This is a genomic window from Streptomyces sp. M41(2017) (genome assembly GCF_002078175.1).
Lineage (GTDB): Bacteria > Actinomycetota > Actinomycetes > Streptomycetales > Streptomycetaceae > Streptomyces.
In genome coordinates this window covers 3,440,276-3,460,271 of record NZ_MWFK01000001.1, presented here as the reverse complement: position 1 = coordinate 3,460,271, position 19,996 = coordinate 3,440,276, and the positions used below count along the sequence as shown (strand labels likewise).

The 19,996-nt window shown below is 72.5% G+C and carries 19 protein-coding genes; 7 read left to right on the top strand and 12 right to left on the bottom strand.

The window, feature by feature from the left end:
* Window positions 1–237: 237 nt before the first annotated feature.
* The 5 genes from fxsA to B0675_RS15340 form a co-directional block, all read right to left on the bottom strand.
* Window positions 238–459 carry an FxSxx-COOH cyclophane-containing RiPP peptide gene (gene fxsA, locus B0675_RS15360; RefSeq protein ID WP_081221808.1) on the bottom strand — a complete coding sequence of 74 codons (222 nt, stop codon included), beginning with the start codon at window positions 457–459 and terminating at the stop codon, window positions 238–240.
* A 59-nt stretch (window positions 460–518) separates the two neighbouring features.
* The gene (locus B0675_RS15355; protein WP_081219385.1) at window positions 519–3,824 is read right to left on the bottom strand and encodes an SAV_2336 N-terminal domain-related protein; all 3,306 of its coding nucleotides are present in this window, start codon (window positions 3,822–3,824) and stop codon (window positions 519–521) included.
* Window positions 3,825–3,831: 7 nt separating this feature from the next.
* On the bottom strand, window positions 3,832–4,860 hold the full coding sequence (locus B0675_RS15350; RefSeq protein ID WP_081219384.1) for a MoxR family ATPase: 1,029 nt from the start codon (window positions 4,858–4,860) through the stop codon (window positions 3,832–3,834).
* 157 nt (window positions 4,861–5,017) lie between these two features.
* Window positions 5,018–7,147 (bottom strand): trypsin-like peptidase domain-containing protein, encoded by a 2,130-nt coding sequence (locus B0675_RS15345; protein WP_081219383.1) that lies wholly within the window; start codon window positions 7,145–7,147, stop codon window positions 5,018–5,020.
* Window positions 7,144–7,590: a CU044_2847 family protein gene (locus B0675_RS15340; RefSeq protein WP_081219382.1), complete on the bottom strand. Its 447-nt coding sequence runs from the start codon at window positions 7,588–7,590 to the stop codon at window positions 7,144–7,146. Before B0675_RS15340 ends, B0675_RS15345 begins: the two co-directional genes overlap by 4 nt.
* 162 nt (window positions 7,591–7,752) lie before the next feature.
* On the opposite strand from B0675_RS15340, the gene B0675_RS15335 reads away from it, so the two are divergent.
* Window positions 7,753–7,938, top strand: a complete 186-nt coding sequence (locus B0675_RS15335) for a DUF6104 family protein (protein WP_007266501.1) — start codon at window positions 7,753–7,755, stop codon at window positions 7,936–7,938.
* Window positions 7,939–8,074: 136 nt separating this feature from the next.
* Here B0675_RS15335 and B0675_RS15330 read toward each other — a convergent pair whose 3' ends face one another.
* Entirely contained in the window at window positions 8,075–8,929 is an 855-nt protein-coding gene (locus B0675_RS15330; RefSeq protein WP_081219381.1) for a hypothetical protein, read from the bottom strand.
* 164 nt (window positions 8,930–9,093) lie between these two features.
* Between B0675_RS15330 and B0675_RS15325 the strand changes: the two genes are divergently transcribed.
* Complete coding sequence (locus tag B0675_RS15325; RefSeq protein ID WP_081219380.1) at window positions 9,094–10,143, top strand: DUF4097 family beta strand repeat-containing protein; 1,050 nt, start codon at window positions 9,094–9,096, stop codon at window positions 10,141–10,143.
* Between the two features lies 1 nt (window position 10,144).
* On the top strand, window positions 10,145–11,227 hold the full coding sequence (locus B0675_RS15320) for a PadR family transcriptional regulator (RefSeq protein WP_081219379.1): 1,083 nt from the start codon (window positions 10,145–10,147) through the stop codon (window positions 11,225–11,227).
* A 128-nt stretch (window positions 11,228–11,355) separates the two neighbouring features.
* On the opposite strand, the gene B0675_RS15315 is transcribed toward B0675_RS15320, so the two are convergent.
* From B0675_RS15315 to B0675_RS15300, 4 genes are all read right to left on the bottom strand, one after another.
* The gene (locus B0675_RS15315; RefSeq protein WP_081219378.1) at window positions 11,356–11,925 is read right to left on the bottom strand and encodes a Clp protease N-terminal domain-containing protein; all 570 of its coding nucleotides are present in this window, start codon (window positions 11,923–11,925) and stop codon (window positions 11,356–11,358) included.
* Window positions 11,925–12,134 carry an HTH domain-containing protein gene (locus tag B0675_RS15310; RefSeq protein WP_081219377.1) on the bottom strand — a complete coding sequence of 70 codons (210 nt, stop codon included), beginning with the start codon at window positions 12,132–12,134 and terminating at the stop codon, window positions 11,925–11,927. Before B0675_RS15310 ends, B0675_RS15315 begins: the two co-directional genes overlap by 1 nt.
* A 143-nt stretch (window positions 12,135–12,277) precedes the next feature.
* A complete protein-coding gene (locus tag B0675_RS15305) occupies window positions 12,278–13,243 on the bottom strand; it encodes a zinc-binding dehydrogenase (protein ID WP_081219376.1) in 966 nt (321 codons plus the stop codon).
* Between the two features lie 213 nt (window positions 13,244–13,456).
* Window positions 13,457–14,680 carry an NADP-dependent malic enzyme gene (locus B0675_RS15300; protein WP_081219375.1) on the bottom strand — a complete coding sequence of 408 codons (1,224 nt, stop codon included), beginning with the start codon at window positions 14,678–14,680 and terminating at the stop codon, window positions 13,457–13,459.
* Window positions 14,681–15,218: 538 nt separating this feature from the next.
* Between B0675_RS15300 and B0675_RS15290 the strand changes: the two genes are divergently transcribed.
* From B0675_RS15290 to B0675_RS15280, 3 genes are read left to right on the top strand one after another with little or no spacing between them, the layout of a single operon-like run.
* The gene (locus tag B0675_RS15290; protein ID WP_081219374.1) at window positions 15,219–16,172 is read left to right on the top strand and encodes an ABC transporter substrate-binding protein; all 954 of its coding nucleotides are present in this window, start codon (window positions 15,219–15,221) and stop codon (window positions 16,170–16,172) included.
* Window positions 16,173–16,210: 38 nt separating this feature from the next.
* A complete protein-coding gene (locus tag B0675_RS15285; protein ID WP_081219373.1) occupies window positions 16,211–17,149 on the top strand; it encodes an amino acid ABC transporter permease in 939 nt (312 codons plus the stop codon).
* Window positions 17,146–17,937, top strand: coding sequence for an amino acid ABC transporter ATP-binding protein (locus tag B0675_RS15280; RefSeq protein WP_081219372.1), 792 nt, complete (start codon window positions 17,146–17,148; stop codon window positions 17,935–17,937). Before B0675_RS15285 ends, B0675_RS15280 begins: the two co-directional genes overlap by 4 nt.
* Before the next feature lie 112 nt (window positions 17,938–18,049).
* On the opposite strand, the gene B0675_RS15275 is transcribed toward B0675_RS15280, so the two are convergent.
* Entirely contained in the window at window positions 18,050–18,808 is a 759-nt protein-coding gene (locus B0675_RS15275) for a class I SAM-dependent methyltransferase (RefSeq protein ID WP_081219371.1), read from the bottom strand.
* A 100-nt stretch (window positions 18,809–18,908) separates the two neighbouring features.
* Here B0675_RS15275 and B0675_RS15270 point away from each other — a divergent pair, with 100 nt between their 5' ends.
* Window positions 18,909–19,538: a CGNR zinc finger domain-containing protein gene (locus tag B0675_RS15270; RefSeq protein WP_081219370.1), complete on the top strand. Its 630-nt coding sequence runs from the start codon at window positions 18,909–18,911 to the stop codon at window positions 19,536–19,538.
* On the opposite strand, the gene sodX is transcribed toward B0675_RS15270, so the two are convergent.
* The gene (sodX, locus tag B0675_RS15265; RefSeq protein ID WP_081221807.1) at window positions 19,442–19,873 is read right to left on the bottom strand and encodes a nickel-type superoxide dismutase maturation protease; all 432 of its coding nucleotides are present in this window, start codon (window positions 19,871–19,873) and stop codon (window positions 19,442–19,444) included. The genes B0675_RS15270 and sodX overlap by 97 nt on opposite strands.
* Between the last annotated feature and the right edge of the window lie 123 nt (window positions 19,874–19,996).

The window sequence follows — 19,996 nt, the reverse complement described above, 5'->3', positions numbered from 1 at the left end:
GTGGGGAGCGCGGAGGTCACCTCGTCCGACACTCCGGCACCCCCATGACGTACGGCCCCGCGGTTCCGCGGCGCGCACCGCGCCTCGGCCCCTGCCCGTACGGGGCGGCATTCCCGGGCGGGGCCCGGACACAAACGCGGCGCGTCGGAAGTTGTCCGGTTCAGCCACCGGAGGGGACCGGAACCGACGCCTTGCGCCGGCCGTGCCGGCGTTCCCCCCCCCCGTCCATCCCGTCCCTCAGAAGGAGTTGTTGAATCCCCAGAGGATCTCGCTGGGACGGGCGGCGCGTTCCCGCAGATCGGCCAGCACCTCGTCCAGCACCGGGTGCCGGACGGCCCGCAGGCCCGCCAGGTCCAGGTCCAGCAGGTCGGGCAGTTCCCCGGCCTCCCACGGCTCCGGCGGGCCCGCCGGCCCGTCCCCCGTGACGTCCGCGTCCCGTGCTTCGTCCCGTACGCCCATGTCATCCCCCTGGGTCTCCCTGTCGCCGCACCGGCGGTCGCCGGCGGGCACCTGCTCGTTCACTCCAGCTCGGCCAGCCGCTGCGCCGTCTGCCGGGCCGTCGGCTCGCCCGTGCTCAGGGCGCCCTCCGGGAGCCTGGACCACTCGGTGCGTGCGGCGCGGTAGGCCTCCCGTGCGGCCCGTGGCCGTGCCGCCGCCTCGTAGGACATACCCCGCCAGTGCTGTGCCCGCGCTCCCAGTTCCACGGCCTCCTGGCGCTGCCGGTCCGTCTCCGCCTCGCCCTCGGCGTCACGCGCCGTCTCGGCTGCGGCCCGGAAGGCGTCGATGGCCTCGTCGAGGCGGGCCTTGCGGCCGAGGCTCTGGTACGCCTCGAACTGCGCCTGCCCGAGTTCCAGCCAGCAGCGCGCGGTGGTCAGCGGCGGGCCCTCCTCCAGCGCCGCGAGCCCGAGCAGGTGTTCGGCCTCCCGCAGGTCGACCCGGTCGCCGCGGGCGCGGTACCGCAGCATCAGGGCGCGGCCGAGCAGCAGCAGGCGGTGGGCGAGGTCGCGGCTGCCCGACGGGGTCTCGGCGCGGCAGTCGCGCAGCACCCGGATGGCCCGGGACAGCGACTCGGGGCCGCGGTCCAGGACGGCTCGGTGCAGCAGGGCTTCGCCCCACTCGGCCAGGACGTCCGCGTGCGCGGGGGCGTCCCGGGGCACTCCGCGGGAGGCCTGCTGGAACCGGTCGGCGGCGTCCTGGAGCTCACGGGGGTCGCCGCTCTCGGCGTACCGGGCGACGTGGATGCGGCCGGCCCGCACGTGCAGGGCGGCGCGCAGCCCCTGGTCGCGGGTCAGTCCGAGGGCCTCGTCGACATGGGTGCGGGCGTCGTCGAGCGGGCCGCCGGACCGCAGGACCGCGTCGACGAGGTCGAGGAGGATCCGGACGCGGTCGGTCTCGTCGGCGACGCCGGGCACCGTCGCCGGGCCGCCGGGTTCGAGGGCGGCCCGCAGCGAGTGGGCACCCTGTTCCGCGTAGAGCCTGGACTGTTCGTGGTCGGCCGTGGCGCCCGAGAGGCGCAGCAGGACGCGGCCGTGGGCGAGCGGCAGTTCGGTCGGGCGGGGCCGCTCGTCGGGCCAGGCGTCGGCGAAGGCCTCCAGCATGCCGACCGCGCCCTGCAGGAGGGCGCTGTCGCCGCCGAGGCGCCACTGGGCCTCCAGGGCGCGGACCCGCTCCAGGGTGAGCCGCAGGGCCTCGGTGTCCTCCAGGCCGGGCGCGGCGCAGGCCACCGCGTACTCGCGGTCGGCGCGGCGCAGCAGGTCGAGCGCGCCGCGCCGGTCGCCGCGCCGCCTGCGGTCGGTGGCGGCGGCGTGCAACACCCTTGCGAGGGCGGCGCGTTCACGCAGCGCCCGGGGATGCGCGACGGCCCGTTCGGCGGCGGTCTCCGCCTCGCGCAGCAGGTCGGCGCCGCCCTGCACCTCCCACAGCCGCAGCACGCAGGTGGCGTACTCGGCCCACAGTTCGGGGTCGGCGCCCGCGGGCCGTTCGTGTTCGGTCGCGCCGCGCAGCAGTTGGACGGCGTCGATGAGGTCCTGCACCATGCCGTCGCTGTCGAACCGGCCGGCCAGGGTGCGGGCCCGGGTCACGGCGGCGTGCGTGGGGCGGCCGCCGGGCAGGTCGTCCCGCCCGCGTCCGCCGTACAGCGCGAACTGTTCGGGCAGGGGCATGAATCGCTCCAGCACCCGCGCGGCGACCTCGGCGAAGGGCTGCGGCACGAGGGTGGCGCCGCCGTTGTCGCCGTTCTCGCCCGCGTATCCGGTGCCGGGCGGATACGGCCGTCCGGAGCCGCCGTCGCCGAGCTGGGCGAGCGCCAGGGCGGGGAAGTTGGGGCCGCCCCTGCCGAAGCGGTACTCGATGTACTCGGAGCAGTGCTTGAGGACGAGCATCGCCTCGTCGCGGCCCAGCGGTGACAGCAGGGCCTCCTGCACCCCGGGGGCGAACTCGTACCACTGGGCGCCGTCCTCGCCGTGGTCCTCGGCCTTGGCGCGCGAGACCAGTCCACTGAGCAGGACCTCCGCCAGTTCGGAGGGCCCGGAGTCGGGGAGCATGGTGCGCTGGACGAGTTGCATCACGGGGAGGCTGAGGGGGGCCGCCGCGAGATATCCGGCCAGTCTCCCGGCGGCCTTGGAGGCGTTGGACCGGAACCGGCTGACCAGTTCGAGACCGGACGGCCGTCGCCCGGCGCGGGGTCCCTGGGCCGGTCCGTGGTCGTGGCGGACCCATCCGACCGCGCCGGCGACGGGCCCCGCTCCGGCCCCCGACAGCAGCCGCGCCCAGGCGCCGAGCGCGGTGGGCTCGGGAGGCAGCACGGGCACCGGCAGGGCGCCCCCGCGCGCCTCCGGCGGGGTTCCCGCGGGCAGCCTGACCTTCAGCGTGGCGGCACCCGCGAGGGCTTCGCCGCGCGTCAGCCGGCCGTACGACACCGGCAGGCGGGTGCGGTTCCACATGCGTTGCGGCAGCGGCTGGAGCACGGCGACGGGGCCGAGCCGGGACAGGTGGTGGAGCAGCCGGTGGGCGCGGCCGCTGTGCCACAGGGGGCCGGCGCAGTCGCTGACGAGGAGGGTGACCCGGCGGCCGGTGGGGTCGCTGAGCCGGTCGGCGGAGTGCAGCGGGGCCGCGCCGGGCTCGGGACTGCGACTGACGGCGGGCTCGCCGTCGGGCCCCTGGTGCAGATGACTGACCTCGACCCCCCAGAAGGCACCCAACTGGCTGAAGACCTGCTCCAGTTCGGTGAACATGCGGTCCCAGACACGCATCGACGAGGAGGCGTCCATCACCAGCTGGAGTGCCGCGTCCGCGCGGGTGACCCCCCGGAACACCGGGAGGACCAGTCCGCCCGCGCGGGCGCTGAGTTCGGCGGTGGCCGTCTCGTCGAGGGTGGTGCGCAGGGGTGGCGCGGCGGTGCGGTATCCCTGCAACGGGCGCAGGGCGCGCTGGAGTTCGAGGGGGGCGGGGAACGCGGGCGCGGCCGGGACGCCGACCGGCAGCTCCGCCGCTCGGCCCCGTACGGGTCCGCGGGGCGCGCCGTCGCGCGGGACCGGGTACAGCGCGACGCGCCGGTCCGTGCCGGTGTCCCGGCGCGGCGGTCCGGTCCTGTCGCCGGGCGCCGGCGGGTCGGTGGGCCGCGGGTCGGGCCGTACGGGACCCGGATCGTCGCCCGGCGTCGCCGCGCCGTCCCGGGGCACGCTCCCCGGCCCGCGCTCCACGGTGTCCGTCGGACGGGACCAGCGCGCCAGCCAGAGCGCGTCGGCCAGTTGTCCGGCGTCGGGATCGAGCCCGATCTGCCGCATCCGGGCGACGAGTTCGGCGATCGGGTCGCCGCCGGGCATCAGCGCGTCACCTCGGGCGGTCGAGTCGCTGGATGAGCAGGTCGGCGAGCCGGTCGCGACTGGGCGGCGCGGCGGCGTCGGTGAGGTAGATGGCGTTCAGGAGCTGGTCGGCGGCGACGAGTTCGCTGCGCGAGCGCTCCAGGAAGTGGGTGATGAGGTCGTCCCCGGCACGGGCGGCCTCGTCGCCGAGGTGGGCGCGGACGAAGGTGGCGAGCCGCTTGTGGTCCGGGCGGCCCAGTTCGAGGTGGATGCAGCGGCGCATCAGGGGGGCCGGGAAGTCGCGCTCGCCGTTGCTGGTGAGGACCACGAAGGGGAAGGCGCGGCAGCGCACCCGTCCGTCGCGGACCCGGGCCTTGCTGCCGTCGGCGGTGAGCACCTCGGCCTCGCCGCCGGGCAGCCGGTCGGCGACGCGCTCCAGCTCGGGGATCGCGAACTCGCCTTCCTCCAGGACGTTCAGGAGGTCGTTGGGCAGGTCGATGTCACTCTTGTCGAGTTCGTCGATGAGCAGCACGCGCGGCGTGTCGGACGGCAGCAGCGCGGTGCCGAGGGGGCCGAGCCGGATGTAGCTGCCGATGCCCTCGACGGAGCCGGGGGCGCCGGGCGCGGCCGGGTCGGCGCTCTGGGGCGCGGCGATCTGCACGTCCTGGAGCCGGGCGATCGCGTCGTAGTGGTAGAGCCCGTCCTGGAGCGTGGAACGGCTGACGATGGGCCAGCGCAGCACGTTGCCCAGACCGAGTTCGTACGCGACCGAGTGCGCGAGGGTGCTCTTTCCCGCGCCGGGGCTGCCGGTGACGAGCAGCGGGCGGCGCAGGTACAGCGCCGCGTTGATCATCTCCAGCTCCTCGGCGCCGGGCCGGTGCAGTTCGGCCAGGTGTCGGTGCGCGCCCAGCCTGCGGTCCTCGGAACCGTCGGCGCCGGCTCCGGCCGTTTCCCGGCTCGCGAAGTCGCGCCAGGGCGGCGGGGCCGGAAGGCGGTCCAGGCCGTCGTGGGGTTCGCCGGCACCCCGGTAGATGAGCCACTCGCTGGATTCGGTCATTGCCCAGTCCTCGTCGTCACTCGTCCACCACGGCAGCCGTCGGAGTCTGCATCACCGTATCGACCCTCGGGAGGCCCCGTAAGGTCCCAAGGCGGGCTCACGGCAGCCCACTTGGGCTCTCCCGGCGCATCACGCGACCATGCCCCGGCCTGCGCGGTCACGGCGCCTCCAGCAGGTCTCCGGTGCCGGGCAGGGGCCTGCGGGGATCGTCGTAGAAGAGGGCGATCCCGTCGGCCCAGTAGGTCTCCGGTTTGCCCGCGCGCAGACCGGCGCGCAGCGCGTGCACCAGCTCGGGGAGCCGGTCGGCGCCGCCCGCCCCGGCCACCGTGTCGCCGGCCCGGCGGTGGAACTCGCCGCAGACCGCGTCGGCCTGCCCGCGCCAGCGCCGCCACAGCGCCACCCCGTAGCCGCCGTGCACGATCCGCACGAGCGCCACCCGGTCGTCCTCGAAGCGGTGGTCGCCGTACCGGCAGAGCACCGGGACGGTCCGGTGCGGCAGTCCGCGCAGCGACTCCGCGGCGGGCACGGGAACCCGCAACCCGTCCTCACAGTCGAGGACTTCGGCCTGGGCGCCGTGCGTGTGGATCCACTTCCAGCGCGCCTCCCGTTCGTGTCGCTCCTCCTCGGGCAGCGGCTCCTCCTTGCCGTCCGGGAGCCCGTTCCCGTCGCCGGGGTCGGGCAGTTGCTCCCGGTCGGCGCAGCGCACGACGACGGGCCGGTGCGCGCCGAGCGGTGGCTCGTCGGGGCCCAACTGCCATGCGTCGACGTCGAGTCCGAGCAGCAGATGGGGCAGCGCGACCTGGAGGTCGGCGGGCCGCCCGGGTTCGTCGCACTGGCGGAAGGCCTCCGTGAGAGCCGGCGCGAGGACGGCCGGCAAGTCCTCCAGCGGGGTGCGTTCGCCGTCGCGCAGCCGCACCACCTCGCCGGTCGGCCGGCCGACCGCGACGTGCCAGTCGCAGCGGCCCGGCTCCCACCCGAGCTGCTCCAGTTCGAGCAGGACGAACAGCCGGGGCGCACGGTCGGCGCTCCGCGCGGGTGTGCGCGCCGCTCCTGCTCCCGCGGCCGACGGGCCGCGCGGCGGCAACTGGAGCCGCTCGATCCACTGTTGGCCGAGGCGGCGCCGGTAGCCGGGGCCCGGTCGGCCTTCGGCGGTCTGCCGTACCCACTCCCACAACGCCCGCTCGGCGGCCTGGGTGCCCGGGGTGACGAAGGGCCGCTCGGCGGACATGGCCCGCATCGCGTAGTCGAGGACGAGGTCCAGGGCCGCGTCCTGACGGGAGTTCTCGTAGAGGGCGCCGAGTCCGTCGCGCCAGCCGCGCGGCGCCGGGTGCGGGATCGCGGTCTGGTCGCCGAGCAGGGATTCGAGGAGGCCGAGGAGGGCGCGGGTGCTGACCGGCGGCGGCAGGTCGGCGAGCCGGCCGAGCAGCTGGGTCCGCTCCTCCGGGCTCAGCGCCCGGCCGGGGCGGGCTCCGAGCTGGTTCTGCACGTCGGCCCAGGTGCTGCGGTCCGTGTCCGGATGGCGCTGCCGGTCCCGGTGGTAGCGGTCGTGGGCGTGGAAGACGGCCTGATAGCTGTCGTCGTGCTCGGCACGCGGCTCCTCGGCGGGCACCGGCAGGGACCGTAACTGCTCGACCCCGGTGCAGGTGCCCCCGAGTCCGCGGTCCGCGCGGGACTTGAGGACGCCGACGACCTCACCGCGTACGGGATCGACGACGGGGCCGCCCGAGACGCCGGGCGGCAGCACGTCGCCGCCCAGCCGGATCTGTTCGTCGTCGGACCAGCCGCCGAGGGTGCCCTGCACCGTGCAGGTGCCGCTCAGCCGGCGCAGCTCCCCGCCGACCACGGACCAGCCGGAGTAGAGGACGACGGCCTCCTCGTAGTAGGCCGCCGGGCGTTCCGTCACATAGGCGCAGTCGTGGTCCACGGGTTCGCTCAGCCGCACCAGGGCCAGGTCGGGAGAGGGCCAGGTGCCGCGCACGGGGAGGCCGACATGGTCGGGGAGGGCCGTCGCCACCACTCCGGCGACGGCGGACGTGCCCCGGCCCGGCCCTGTCTCGTACACCACCGTCACCTCGTCCCCCTCCCCGCTCCGGACCACGTGCGCGCAGGTCAGAACCCAGTTCGGAGCGATGAAGAAGCCGCTCCCGAGGAACGTGCCGGGTTCGTCCAGGGCATACCCGGCGCCCGCGCGATGGATGCGTACGGTGGCCGCCATGACGAGGTCGTGCAGCGCACGGTGACCGTTGCCCGGGCCGCCCGGTGCGCCCGGGGCGTGCCCGTCGTTCATGCTCCGACCCCGCCGGGGGCGTCGCCGGCGGGGCCGTGCGCCGGGGCGCCGGGAGACGCGCCCGCGTGCGGCGGGGCGGCGGTGTCGTCCAGGTCCGGCGGGCCGCCGTTCCAGGTGAGCGTCACGGTGATGCCCGCCTTGGCCTCGCCGTCCGCGAGCAGGCCGACCACCTTTCCGGCCTTCGCGGTCAGCTCGATGCCGAACTCGACGCTCACCTCGTCGGGCCGCACGGCACGCAGCGGCGCCGCGAGCGAGCGCGCGACACTGGTGATGACGGACTGCAGGCTCTCGACCTGGGCCTCGACCCGGTCTCCGAAGGCGACGTCCGACAGGGACAGCTCCCCGGACTGTTCCTCCAGCTCGTCGGCGCCCGAGATCCGGGCCCACACCGGTGTCCCGTCCGGCATCTCGATCCGTGCGATCCGGGTCACTGCGTCACCCATGGCATCCCCCGTTCCCCCACGCCCCCGTGGTACCGCCGACCTCGCAGGCTAGCCGCAGGTCCCCGCACACGACAGAGGCCCTTCACGGGCACGGCGGCCCGCCTATCCTTTTCCCAGCACGTCCCAGCGTTCCACTTCCCCTGCACCGACGGAGCACCATCCATGTACTTCACCGACCGCGGCATCGAGGAACTTGAGAAGCGGCGCGGCGAGGAAGAGGTCACCTTCGAGTGGCTCGCCGAGCAGTTGCGTACGTTCGTCGACCTCAACCCGGACTTCGAGGTCCCGGTGGAGCGGCTGGCGACGTGGCTGGCGCGGCTGGACGACGAGGACGAGGACGACGAGTAGTCCCGCGCTCCCCCCGGCCGCCCCTGGCCTGCCTCTCCTGCCACGTCGGCCGGTTCCCTGACCGGTTCCTTGTCCGGTGCGGTCCGGATCCGGGACTACTCCCGTCCGGTCCCCTGCCGCCCTTCACGGAGAGGCGTCAGGAGTGGGCGCGCAGGCGGTCGTACGCGAGGCCGAGGGCGCCGCGGGCCGTCAGGACCGAGCCCGCGACGATCCAGCCGCCGCCGCGGTGCCGTAACCCCCAGGCGGTGAGCGGGAGGCCGAGCGCCAGCTGGGCGACGGCGAGCGCGCGGGCGCGTGGACCGCGCAGCCAGGGTCCGAGCGCGCCGCGCTCCACGATGTCGAGTTCGGCTCCGACGGCGGCACGCCGGCCGACCCGGTCGATCTGCTCGGCGTCGTACAGGATCCGGGCCGCGCCACGGAGCCGGTCGGCGGGCTCCCCCGGGGTGAGACCGGCCCGCAGCAGCAGTCCCTCGCGTGCGAGGACGGCGAGCAGTCCCCGCACGCGGGCCGGGGCGTCGGCCTCGGGATCGGGTCGCGTCAGCGGCTCCAGGGCCTGTACGTCGAGGACCGGGTCGAGCCCGAGGCGGGCCGCGAAGGTGCGCATCGCCTCGTCCTCGCCGACCGGGGTGCCGTCGGCGAGCCATTCATAGCCCACGGGCCGGCGGAATCCGGACGCCAGGACGAAGCCGCTGCGGTCGGCGTCCCACCACAGGGCGAGGACGGGCCAGGGGGCGCCGACGGCGAGTGCCGTGGCCCAGCCGGTGAGCACGCGGTCGACCGGTTCCGCGCCGTCCTGCCAGGGCTTTCCCTCGGGTACCAGCAGGCTCCACCCGACCCCCGCTCCGGCGAGCACCATCCGCTCGCGCAACAGCGGAGCCGCCGGGCCGACGGCTTCGGGGCGGGCCCGGCACAACAGGAGGGCGCCGGCGGTGCGGGCCGGGCGCTCACCCCGCGGGCGGCCGTCGCCCGATGCGCCGGAGGCAGTCGACATGGTGTCACTTTAGGGCGATTTGCCCACCTCGGCTCAGCGATGGCACCGGAACGGATGTCTTGACTTTCCGCATCCGCGATATATCGTGAATAGCGCTAGACGCGATATGGCGCGTCGAGTTCGGATCCGCGAGCGGGTCCGGCCCGGTCGAGGAGGTCTGCACCATGTCCGAGTGGTCCGTGGCAGAGCCGAAGAAGCTCTCCTTCGACGACCCGGTGACGACGCTGCACGTGCGCGTCGTCAACGGAACAGTGAACGTCGTGGGGACCGACGAGGGTTCCGCCCGCCTGGAAGTGTCCGAGCTGGACGGGCCCCCGCTCCAGGTGGCCCACCAGGACGGCACCCTCACCGTGGCGTACGAGGACCTGCCCTGGAAGGGCTTCCTCAAGTGGTTCGACACCAAGGGCTGGCGCCGCTCGGCGGTGGTCTCGCTGGCCGTTCCGGCCGGCACCCGCGTCGAGGTGGGCGTGGTGGGCGCCGCCGCCGTGGTCTCCGGAGTGGACGGCCGGGTGGAGGTGAAGGGCGTCAGCGGCGACACGACCCTCGTCCGCGTCGCCGGCCCGACCCACGTGACGACCGTCTCCGGGAATCTGGAGGCCCAGGCCGTCACGGGCGACCTGCGTTTCAACTCCGTCTCCGGCGACCTGACCGTGGTCGAGGGCTCCGGCTCCTCGGTGCGGGCCGAGTCGGTGAGCGGCTCGATGATCGTCGACCTCGACGCCGCGGGCGCCCCGACGGACGTCCAGCTGTCGAACGTGTCGGGCGAGATCGCCATACGGCTCCCGCATCCGGCGGACGCGGAAGTGGAGGCCAACACCGCGAGCGGCACCGTCTCCAGCGCCTTCGAGGACCTCCGGGTCGCCGGCCAGTGGGGCGCCAAGAAGATCACCGGCCGGCTCGGCGCCGGCAACGGCCGGCTGAAGGCGGTGACGGTCTCGGGCTCCATCGCCCTGCTGCGCCGCCCCCCGGCGGAGGAGGAACCCTTCGAGGACGCCCCGCAGCCCACGGACTCCCCGAGGCCCACGAGCCCTCCCGCGTCACCGAGCACCCCCGCGTCCACGGACACCATCGAGGCCGTCGATCCGGCGAAGGCCGCGGACCTGACGAAGGGCACGGACGGCCCCGAGACCGCCGGACCGGACGACGCCACCGCGAGCGACGGTTCAGGCGGAGGCCGCCCGGCCGACACCCCGACCGACAAGAAGGTGCTCTGAGATGGCTCCCGTCTTCGCCCACGGCCGACTGCGCCTCTACCTCCTCAAGCTGCTGGAGGAGGCGCCGCGCCACGGGTACGAGGTGATCCGGCTCCTGGAGGAGCGTTTCCAGGGGCTGTACGCACCCTCGGCGGGCACCGTCTATCCCCGCCTCGCCAAGCTGGAGGCCGAAGGACTCGTCACGCACACCTCCGAGGGCGGTCGCAAGGTGTACGCGATCACCGACGCGGGCCGCGCCGAACTGGCCGACCGCAGCGGTGAGCTGGCCGACCTCGAACTGGAGATCCGTGAGTCCGTCGCGGAGCTCGCGGCGGAGATCCGCGCCGATGTGCGGGGCGCGGCCGGTGACCTGCGCCGCGAGATGCGCGCCGCGGCCACGGAGGCCCGGCGCGGCGGCAGCAAGGGCGCGGCCGGCGCCGAGCGGCACGACTCCGCGGCGGGCGGCTCCGCCGGCGCCGACGACTTCCAGGACAGGGAGTCCTGGCGGGCGGCCAAGGAGGAGATGCGGCGCGTCCGGCAGGAGTGGAAGGAGCAGGCCCGCCGGGCGAAGGACGAGAGCCGCCGCGCCCGTGACGAGGCCCAGCGCGCCCGCCGCCAGGCCAAGGAGGCCCAGGAGCACGCCCGCGCCCAGGCACAGGAGGAGATGCAGCGCATGGCCAAGCGCGTCCAGGACCAGGTTCAGGACCACTTCGCCCGGGGCGACTGGCCGACGGGCGTCCGCGAGGGGCTGACCGAACTGGCCAAGGAGTTCGGCGACTTCGGAAAGAACTTCGGCAAGGACCTGGGGAAGGACTTCGGCAAGGAGTTCGGCTTCGGCCGCACCCCGTCCGGCACCCGCGCCGAGCCGGAGTACACGGCCACCCCGGCGGACTTCCCCGCGGAGTACGAACCGTCCTGGGCCCACGAGGGCTCCACGGGCAACCCGGCCCGCGACCTGGACCGCCTCCTGGACCGCTTCCGCGACGACATCCGTGACGCCTCCCGCGACCACGGCGTGACGGAAGAGCAACTCCGTGACATCCGGCGCCACTTGTCGGCAGCGGCGGCGCACATCGGATCGACGCTGCGGAGCGGGCGACCGTAACGCCCACGGGGCGTTCCTCCGGGGCGTTCCTCCGGGACGCTCCTCCGGGATCGGCCGACCGTCCGGACCGGCGGGGCTCCGCGCGCATCGCCTCCCCCGCGCGCAGAGCCCCGCCGGGCGTTCCGCTCTCAGCCCGCCTCGGCCACGCCGTCCTCTCCATAGAGCACCCGTGTCACCGAGCCGTACGTGATGCCGTGATCGCCCAGCACCTCGCCTGCGACCCCGCCCTGGAGGGTGATGGCCAGCAGCAGGTGCTCGTCGCCGATGTGACGGTCCCGCCGGGCGACGGCGACCCGCAGGGATCGCGTGAGCGTCTCCTTCGCGCTTCGCCCGAAGGGCCGACGTCCGGTCCGCCTGCCCTGGCCGGACCGCTTCCCCGACTCCAACGCCCCCTCCCCGTGCGCCTCCTCGATGCGGGCGACGATCTCCGAGAGGTCGATACCGAGCCCGGAGAGGGCGTCCGCGTCGGCACGGGACAGCCCGCCCCGGCGGCGGGCCTCGGCGAGGTCCCGCTCCAGCGACTCCCGCGGCCCGGCCGACCTCAGCGATCCGAGGGCGAACGACCCCCGGCTGCCCTCACGGTCGAGGAGCGCGAGCAGCAGATGCTCCTCCTCCACCGTCGCGGCCCCCACCCGCTCGGAGTACGACACCGCCCCCGTGACGACGGCCCGCGCGTCCTTCGTGAAACGTTCGAACATCACTGCCTCCCGTACTTCTTGTGCACGGCCTGCCTGGTCACTCCGAGTTCCGCGGCGATCTCCTGCCACGACCAGCCCTGATTGCGCGCACTGCGCACCTGCACCGCTTCCAACTGCTCCAGCAGCCTCCGCAGCGCGGAGACCGCCCGCAGCCCGACCCGCGGATCGCGATCACCCGCGCGCTCGGCAAGATCCGTTGCTTCGGTCATGCTGTCAACTTACGTTGACAGTGCCGTCATGTCAACCAACATTGACACGAGGACGAGGACGAGGACCGGGGACAGGGAACGGAAACGGCGGGCCCGGACACCCGGACCCGCCGTACGCGGCACCTACCGCCTCCCGTTCCCGGTCAGCTCCCCGTCAGCACGATCTTGCCGAAGTGGTCTCCGGCCTCCAGCCGCTCGAAGCCCTCGCGGGCCCGGTCGAGCGGAAGCGCCTCGTCGATGACCGGCCGCACGCCCGTGGTGGCGCAGAACGCCAGCAGGTCCTCCAGCTCGTCCTTCGTGCCCATGGTGGAGCCGACGACCTTGAGTTCGAGGAAGAAGATGCGCGTCAGCTCGGCGTGCGAGGGCCGGTCCCCGCTGGTGGCGCCGGTGATGACGACGGTGCCGCCGGGACGCAGCGACTTGATCGAGTGGGACCAGGTGGCCGCGCCGACCGTCTCGATGACGGCGTCCACGCGCTGCGGCAGCCGCGCCCCGGACTCCAGGGCCTCGACGGCACCGAGTTCGAGCGCCCGCTTCCGCTTGGCCTCGTCGCGGCTGGTGGCGAACATCCGCAGGCCGGCGGCCTTGCCGAGCACGATCGCCGCCGTGGCGACACCGCCGCCGGCGCCCTGCACGAGCACGGAGTCGCCGGGTCGTACCCCGGCGTTGGTGAAGAGCATGCGGTACGCCGTCAGCCAGGCGGTCGGCAGACAGGCGGCCTGCTCGAAGGACAGCTCGCGGGGCTTGGGCAGGACGTTCCAGGTCGGTACGGTGACCTGCTCGGCGAAGGTGCCCTGGTAGCGCTCGGTGAGGATGGAGCGGGGTTCGGCGGGGCCGACCCCGTGGCCGGTCTGGCCGATGACGGAGTGCAGGACGACCTCGTTGCCGTCCTGGTCGACTCCGGCGGCGTCGCAGCCCAGGATCATCGGGAGTTTGTCCTCGGCGAGACCGACCCCGCGCAGGGACCAGAGGTCGTGGTGGTTGAGGGACGCGGCCCGTACGTTCACGGTGGTCCAGCCCGGCCTCTGTTCGGGAGCCGGACGCTCCCCCAACTCCAGGCCGTTCAGCGGCTGGTCACGGTCGATTCGGGCGGCATAGGCAGCGAACATGGCCCCGACGATAGGCTCCGCTCCCTCCCGGCGGAACCGCCTCCCGTTGTGACACGCGTCCCTGAAGGCGAGAAATCGGCCCCTCCGGCGCTTGAGGAGCGGGGGTCCGGGGGCGGCGCCCCCGCTACGGGACGGGTAGGGGCGGAGAGGGCGGCGAAAACAATGACCCCGCCGGGAGGAACCCCCGGCGGGGTCACAGCGAACGCGCGTGCCTCAGCGGCGGGCGACACCCTCCGCACGGGCCGCGGCGGCCACAGCGGCCGTCACCGCCGGCGCCACCCGCTCGTCGAACGGCGAGGGGATGACGTAGTCCGCGGCGAGGTCGTCACCGACGACCGCGGCCAGCGCCTCGGCGGCGGCGATCTTCATGGCCTCGGTGATCCGGGAGGCCCGGACCTGGAGGGCACCGGCGAAGATGCCGGGGAACGCCAGGACGTTGTTGATCTGGTTCGGGAAGTCCGACCGCCCGGTCGCGACGACAGCCGCGTACTTGTGGGCGACCTCGGGATGCACCTCGGGGTTCGGGTTGGCCATCGCGAACACGAAGGCGCCGTCCGCCATGGAGGCGATCGCCGGCTCGGGCACCGTACCGCCGGAGACGCCGATGAAGACGTCCGCGCCCGCGAGTGCGGACTCCAGCGAACCGGAGAGCCCGGCCTTGTTGGTGATCCCGGCGAGTTCCCGCTTGACGTCCGTGAGGTCGTCCCGGTCCCGCGACACGACGCCCTTGCGGTCGGCGACCGCGACGTCGCCGATGCCCGCCTCCACCAGGAACTTGGCGATGGCCACACCGGCGGCGCCCGCACCGGAGATCACCGCGCGCAGCGATCCGATGGAGCGTCCGGTCAGCCGGGCGGCGTTGCGCAGGGCCGCGAGCGTGACGATCGCGGTGCCGTGCTGGTCGTCGTGGAAGACGGGGATGTCCAGGCGCTCCTGGAGCTTCCGCTCGATCTCGAAGCACCGAGGCGCCGAGATGTCCTCCAGGTTGATCCCGCCGAAGGACGGCGCGAGCCGGGCCACGGTCTCGACGATCTCGTCGACACCGGTGCAGGCCAGCGCGATCGGGACGGCGTCGACGCCGCCGAACTGCTTGAAGAGGATGGCCTTGCCCTCCATGACGGGGAGGGAGGCCTCGGGGCCGATGTCACCGAGCCCGAGCACGGCCGTACCGTCGGTCACGACGGCGACCACGGACGACTTCCACGTGTAGTCGTGGACGAGTTCCGGCTGCTCGGCGATCGCGCTGCACACCTTCGCGACGCCGGGCGTGTAAGCCAGGGACAGGTCGTCCTTGTTGCGGACCGGCACGGTGGCTTGCACAGCCATCTTGCCGCCGCGGTGCAGCGCGAAAGCCGGGTCGAAGGAGTCGAGGGGCTCCGCCCCGTCTTCCTGATCCGTACTGCTGTCGCTGCGAGGATTGACGATCTCCGCTGCCACTTTGTTTTACCCCTTAAGTCTTCATTGTCTGAGGGTGACCACTCCTGGTTGAGGGGTGGGCGGGCACCGCGCAGGCCCTGCCGCCGTGGTTGCGTACGGGCGGCTGCGCGACGGGCGCGCCGCACACGCGCCCTGAGCCCCGGATGAGGGGTGTAAAGAACCTTCTTACCCGACGCACGGTGCCGTGGACGAGTCCATAACGCCAAGATCACACGTCGGTGACATGACTCATGCCGTGATCCATTGACACTTCCGGACATGCGCTCGTTCGTCCGGGGGCGCGCAATAGCGGCCCTCCGCGTCGCGGGATGTACCGAAGATCTTCCGGTCGGAAGAAGAGATTCCCGTACAAGATCCGGTCAGGTAGTACCGACCCGTAGCGGTTCGGGGGTCACCCGTTATCCGATTTTGACATAGCGGGCACCCTGAATGCCGCAGTCCGAATGGCAAGATGCCGTCATCACACGAGGTCGCGACACCCGAAGGTGTGTGTTCTCGTCGACCTGTCGGCTACTCCCTCATCCGCCGGAGGACCCTCATGACCGCAAGCACCACCCGTCGTACCACCGCTCAGTCCCGGATAGCAGCGGTCGGCGCGATCGCGGTCGCCGGCGCCCTTGTCCTCACCGGCTGCGGTGACCAGACCAAGAACGACTCGAGCGACTCTTCCGCGAGCACGAGCTCGGCGCCGCTGGCCGGCAAGCTGCCCAAGGCGATCCGCGACGCGGGCGTCATCAAGGTCGGCTCGGACATCGCCTACGCGCCGGTCGAGTTCAAGGACGACTCGGGCAAGACCGTCGGCATCGACCCCGACCTGGCGGACGCGCTCGGCAAGCAACTCGGCGTGAAGTTCGAGTTCCAGAACGGCACCTTCGACACGCTGCTCACGGGTCTGCGTTCCAAGCGGTACGACATCGCGATGTCCGCGATGACGGACTCCAAGGACCGCCAGGAGGGCATCGACTCGGACACCGGCAAGAAGGTCGGCGAGGGTGTCGACTTCGTCGACTACTTCACCGCGGGTGTCTCCATCTACACCCCCAAGGGCAAGACCCAGAACATCAAGAGCTGGTCCGACCTGTGCGGCAAGAAGCTCGTGGTGCAGCGCGGCACGGTCTCCGAGGACCTCGCCAAGGCCGAGTCGAAGAAGTGCACGGGTGGCAAGAAGATCGCCATCGAGTCGTACGACAACGACCAGCAGGCCCAGACCCGGCTGCGCGGCGGTGGCGCCGACGCCGGCTCGTCCGACTTCCCGGTCGCCGCGTACGCGGTGAAGACGTCCGGCGGCGGCAAGGACTTCGAGATCGTGGGAGACCAGGTCGAGGCCGCTCCGTACGGCATCGCCGTCGCCAAGTCCAACACCCAGCTCCGGGACGCCCTGAAGGCCGCGCTCGACGCGATCATCAAGAACGGCGAGTACGACAAGATCATCGCGAAGTGGGGCGTCGACGCCGGCGCCGTCAAGGCGGCCGCGGTCAACGGCGGCAAGTGACCGCGGAACCGAGCGGGCACTGAAAGGCAACAACTCCCGTGACTGTTGACACTGACAAGACACCGGGCCCGGAGGACGCTCCCCCGGCCCGACCGGAAGCCATCAAGGCGATCCCGGTCCGGCACTACGGGCGATACGTCTCCGCGGTCATCGCGATCGCGCTCCTGGTCTCCGTGGTCTACGCGTTCTCCCAGGGCAAGATCAACTGGGGAGCGATCCCCGACTACTTCTTCGACCACCGCGTCATCAACGGTGTCCTCAAGACGCTGCTGCTGACGGTCCTCTCGATGCTGATCGGCGTCGTCGGCGGCGTTCTGCTCGCCGTGATGCGGCTGTCGAAGAACCCGGTGACCTCGTCCATCGCGTGGTTCTACATCTGGTTCTTCCGCGGTACGCCGGTCCTCGTACAGCTCGTGGTCTGGTTCAACCTCGGCCTGGTCTTCACGTACATCAACCTCGGTCCGATCTACAAGGACTACTGGTCCAGCTTCATGACGCCGTTGCTGACGGCGCTGCTGGGACTGGGCCTGAACGAGGCCGCGTACATGGCCGAGATCTGCCGGGCCGGCCTGCTCTCGGTCGACGAGGGCCAGACCGAGGCCTCGCACGCCCTGGGCATGAGCCACAGCAAGACCCTGCGCCGGATCGTCATCCCGCAGGCGATGCGTGTGATCGTGCCCCCCACGGGCAACGAGGTCATCAACATGCTGAAGACGACCTCGCTGGTGGCCGTCATCCAGTACTCCGAGCTGTTCCGCGTGGCCCAGGACATCGGCCAGACCTCGGGGGCGCCGGCCGAGATGCTGTTCCTCGCCGCCGCCTGGTACCTGCTGCTGACGTCGGTGTTCAGCGTCGGCCAGTACTACCTGGAGCGGTACTACGCCCGGGGCAGCAGCCGTAGCCTCCCGGCCACGCCGTTCCAGAAGATCAAGACCCACGTGCTGTCGGTGGGCCGTCCCTCGGGAGGTGCGGCATGACCGCCGACGTGACCAAGGCGGACTCCGCCACGGCGATGGTCAAGTCCGAGGGCGTCCACAAGTCCTTCGGCCCTGTCGAGGTCCTGAAGGGCATCGACCTGGAGGTGAAGTCCGGAGAGGTGTTCTGCCTCATCGGCCCCTCCGGCTCCGGCAAGTCCACGTTCCTCAGGTGCATCAACCACCTTGAGCAGATCAACGCCGGCCGGCTGTACGTCGACGGCGAGCTGGTCGGCTACCGCCAGAAGGGCGACAAGCTCTACGAGCTGAAGGACAGCGAGGTCGCGCTGAAGCGCCGGGACATCGGCATGGTCTTCCAGCGCTTCAACCTGTTCCCGCACATGACGGCGCTCGAGAACGTCATGGAGGCACCGGTCCAGGTCAAGGGCGTCAGCAGGTCCCAGGCACGGGAACGCGCGGGCCAGCTCCTGGAGCGCGTCGGCCTCGCCGACAAGGCGAAGAACTACCCCTCGCAGCTCTCCGGCGGCCAGCAGCAGCGTGTGGCGATCGCCCGCGCGCTGGCGATGGACCCGAAGCTGATGCTCTTCGACGAGCCGACCTCGGCCCTGGACCCGGAGCTGGTCGGTGACGTCCTCGACGTCATGCGCGACCTCGCCGAGTCCGGCATGACGATGATCGTCGTCACGCACGAGATGGGCTTCGCCCGCGAGGTCGGCGACAGCCTGGTCTTCATGGACGGCGGTGTGGTCGTCGAGTCCGGCAACCCGCGCGACGTCCTGACGGACCCGCAGCACGAGCGCACCAAGTCGTTCCTGTCGAAGGTCCTCTGACCGGAGAACCGGGAGACCGGAGAGCCTGAGGACCTGCGCGCGAGAAGTCGAGGAAAAAGGGGCGGTACGGGATTCCGTACCGCCCCTTCCCCGTCTCCGGTGGGCCACTCGGCTACTTGACCGCCAGCACCAGCGCGTCCGACGGCGAGCGCCAGACCGCACGGGCCTCCGCGAAGCCCTTCTCGCGCAGCACGCGCGCGTGCCAGTCGGCGGAGGGCGTGTCGCCGTCGGCGTGTTCCCCGTAGATCTCGAAGCGGCGGGCGGTGGGTTCGGCGAGGACGGGGTCCTGCGCGGCCACCTTCCACCATTCGGCCCAGTCGAGCGCGCCGGTCTCCCTGGCCCGGTCCATCCGGGCGTGCCGCAGGGCCCGGTCGGCCGCGTTGATCCGGGGCGTGGTCTCGTCGATCATGTGGTCGGCGTTCATGAGGACACCGCCGTCGCGGACGAGTTCCGCGAGCTGACCGTAGAGGACCGCGAGGGGTTCGCTGTGCAGCCAGTGCAGGGCCGTGGCGGTCAGCACCGCGTCGTACGTGTCGTACGGCAGCCGGGCGCGCCACTCCGGGTCCTTGAGGTCGGCCGTCACGAAGGAGACCCGGTCGTCGCCGGCGAAGGTGCCCTCGGCGATGGTGAGCAGCGCGGGGTCGAGGTCGACGCCGGTGCTGGTGGCTCCGGGGAGGCGATCGAGCAGCCGGGCGGTGATGGTGCCGGTGCCGCATGCCAGGTCGAGGACGCGGGGGGCCGGTCCGACGAGCGCCTCGGTCAGGTCGAGCATGACCGTGAAGCGGTCCTCCCGGTCCGGCATGTACCACTCCTGCTGCCGGTCCCAGCTCCGCTGCCAGGCCTGCCAGTCCGTTCCGGTGCCGATGGCCATGAAAGCCCCTCCTCCACTCGACCACGTAATACCCTGTAAGCACGATCATCTGTTACCTGACCGCCGTCACGACGATAGAGCCCCTCCGTAAGGACTACAAGTGGAACTGGCCTATTACGCGGATTACGCCGTCCGTCTCGTCAACAGCGAGGAACCGGCCCGCGGCAAGGACACGCTGACCTCGGTCGAGGCCGTCCGTGACCTGTTCGGGAGCAACGCGTCGGCGGCCCGCCGCGCGGCGGAGGCGGACGTCACCCGCTTCCGCTCCGTACGGGCCCGGCTGCGCGCGGTCTTCGAGGCGGCGGACGCCGGCGACGAGACCCTCGCCGTGGACCTGCTGAACTCGCTGCTCCTGGAGTTCCCGGTGAGCCCGCAGATCTCCGGGCACGACCACCGCGACGACGACGGCCGCCCGCTGTGGCACATGCACCTGGCGGACCACCCGTCGAACGCGACTGCGGGCTACGCGGCGATCGCGTCGATGGGCCTGGCCTTCCACCTCACCGAGTACGGCGCGAACCGGCTCGGCCTGTGCGAGGCCGCCCCCTGCCGCAACGCCTACCTGGACACCTCGACCAATCGCTCCCGGCGCTACTGCTCGGACCGCTGCGCGACCCGCGCCAACGTCGCGGCCTACCGTGCCCGCAAGCGCCTGGAGGCCGACCGGGCGGAGAGCACCGGCCTGGCGGCGACCAGCACCCAGCGGGCGACGGCGAACGGGGAACGCTGACCGCCCGGCGGCCGGAACCGGAACCGCACCTTCCCGAGGACGAGATCCTCGGGAACGGTTCCGTAGTCGGTGCTGTCCCCGCCCGCGAACGCGTTGTCACCCAGCACCCACCAGCCGCCCTCGCGCCGCTCCGCGATCCGTTTCACGACGAGCAGGTCCTGCTGGAAGGGATGCCGCAAGACGACCACGTCACCCGGCCCCACCCGCGCACCCCACTGCACCACGAGCCGATCCCCGTGCTGGAGCGTGGGCACCATGGACGGGCCCGTCACCTCCGCCGCCCCGAACGGCAGCAGGGCCCTCCCCCGCTCGGTCTCCTGCGACAGCTCCGGCATCACCGGCACCTCCCCGGTTCCATCCTCCACCAGTCCCAGTCTCACCCTGGACTTTTGTCCTAAGCCCATGGGGGCACTCGCGAAAACAGGTCTCCTACGGAGTAATGTCCCACCTGAGAAGAC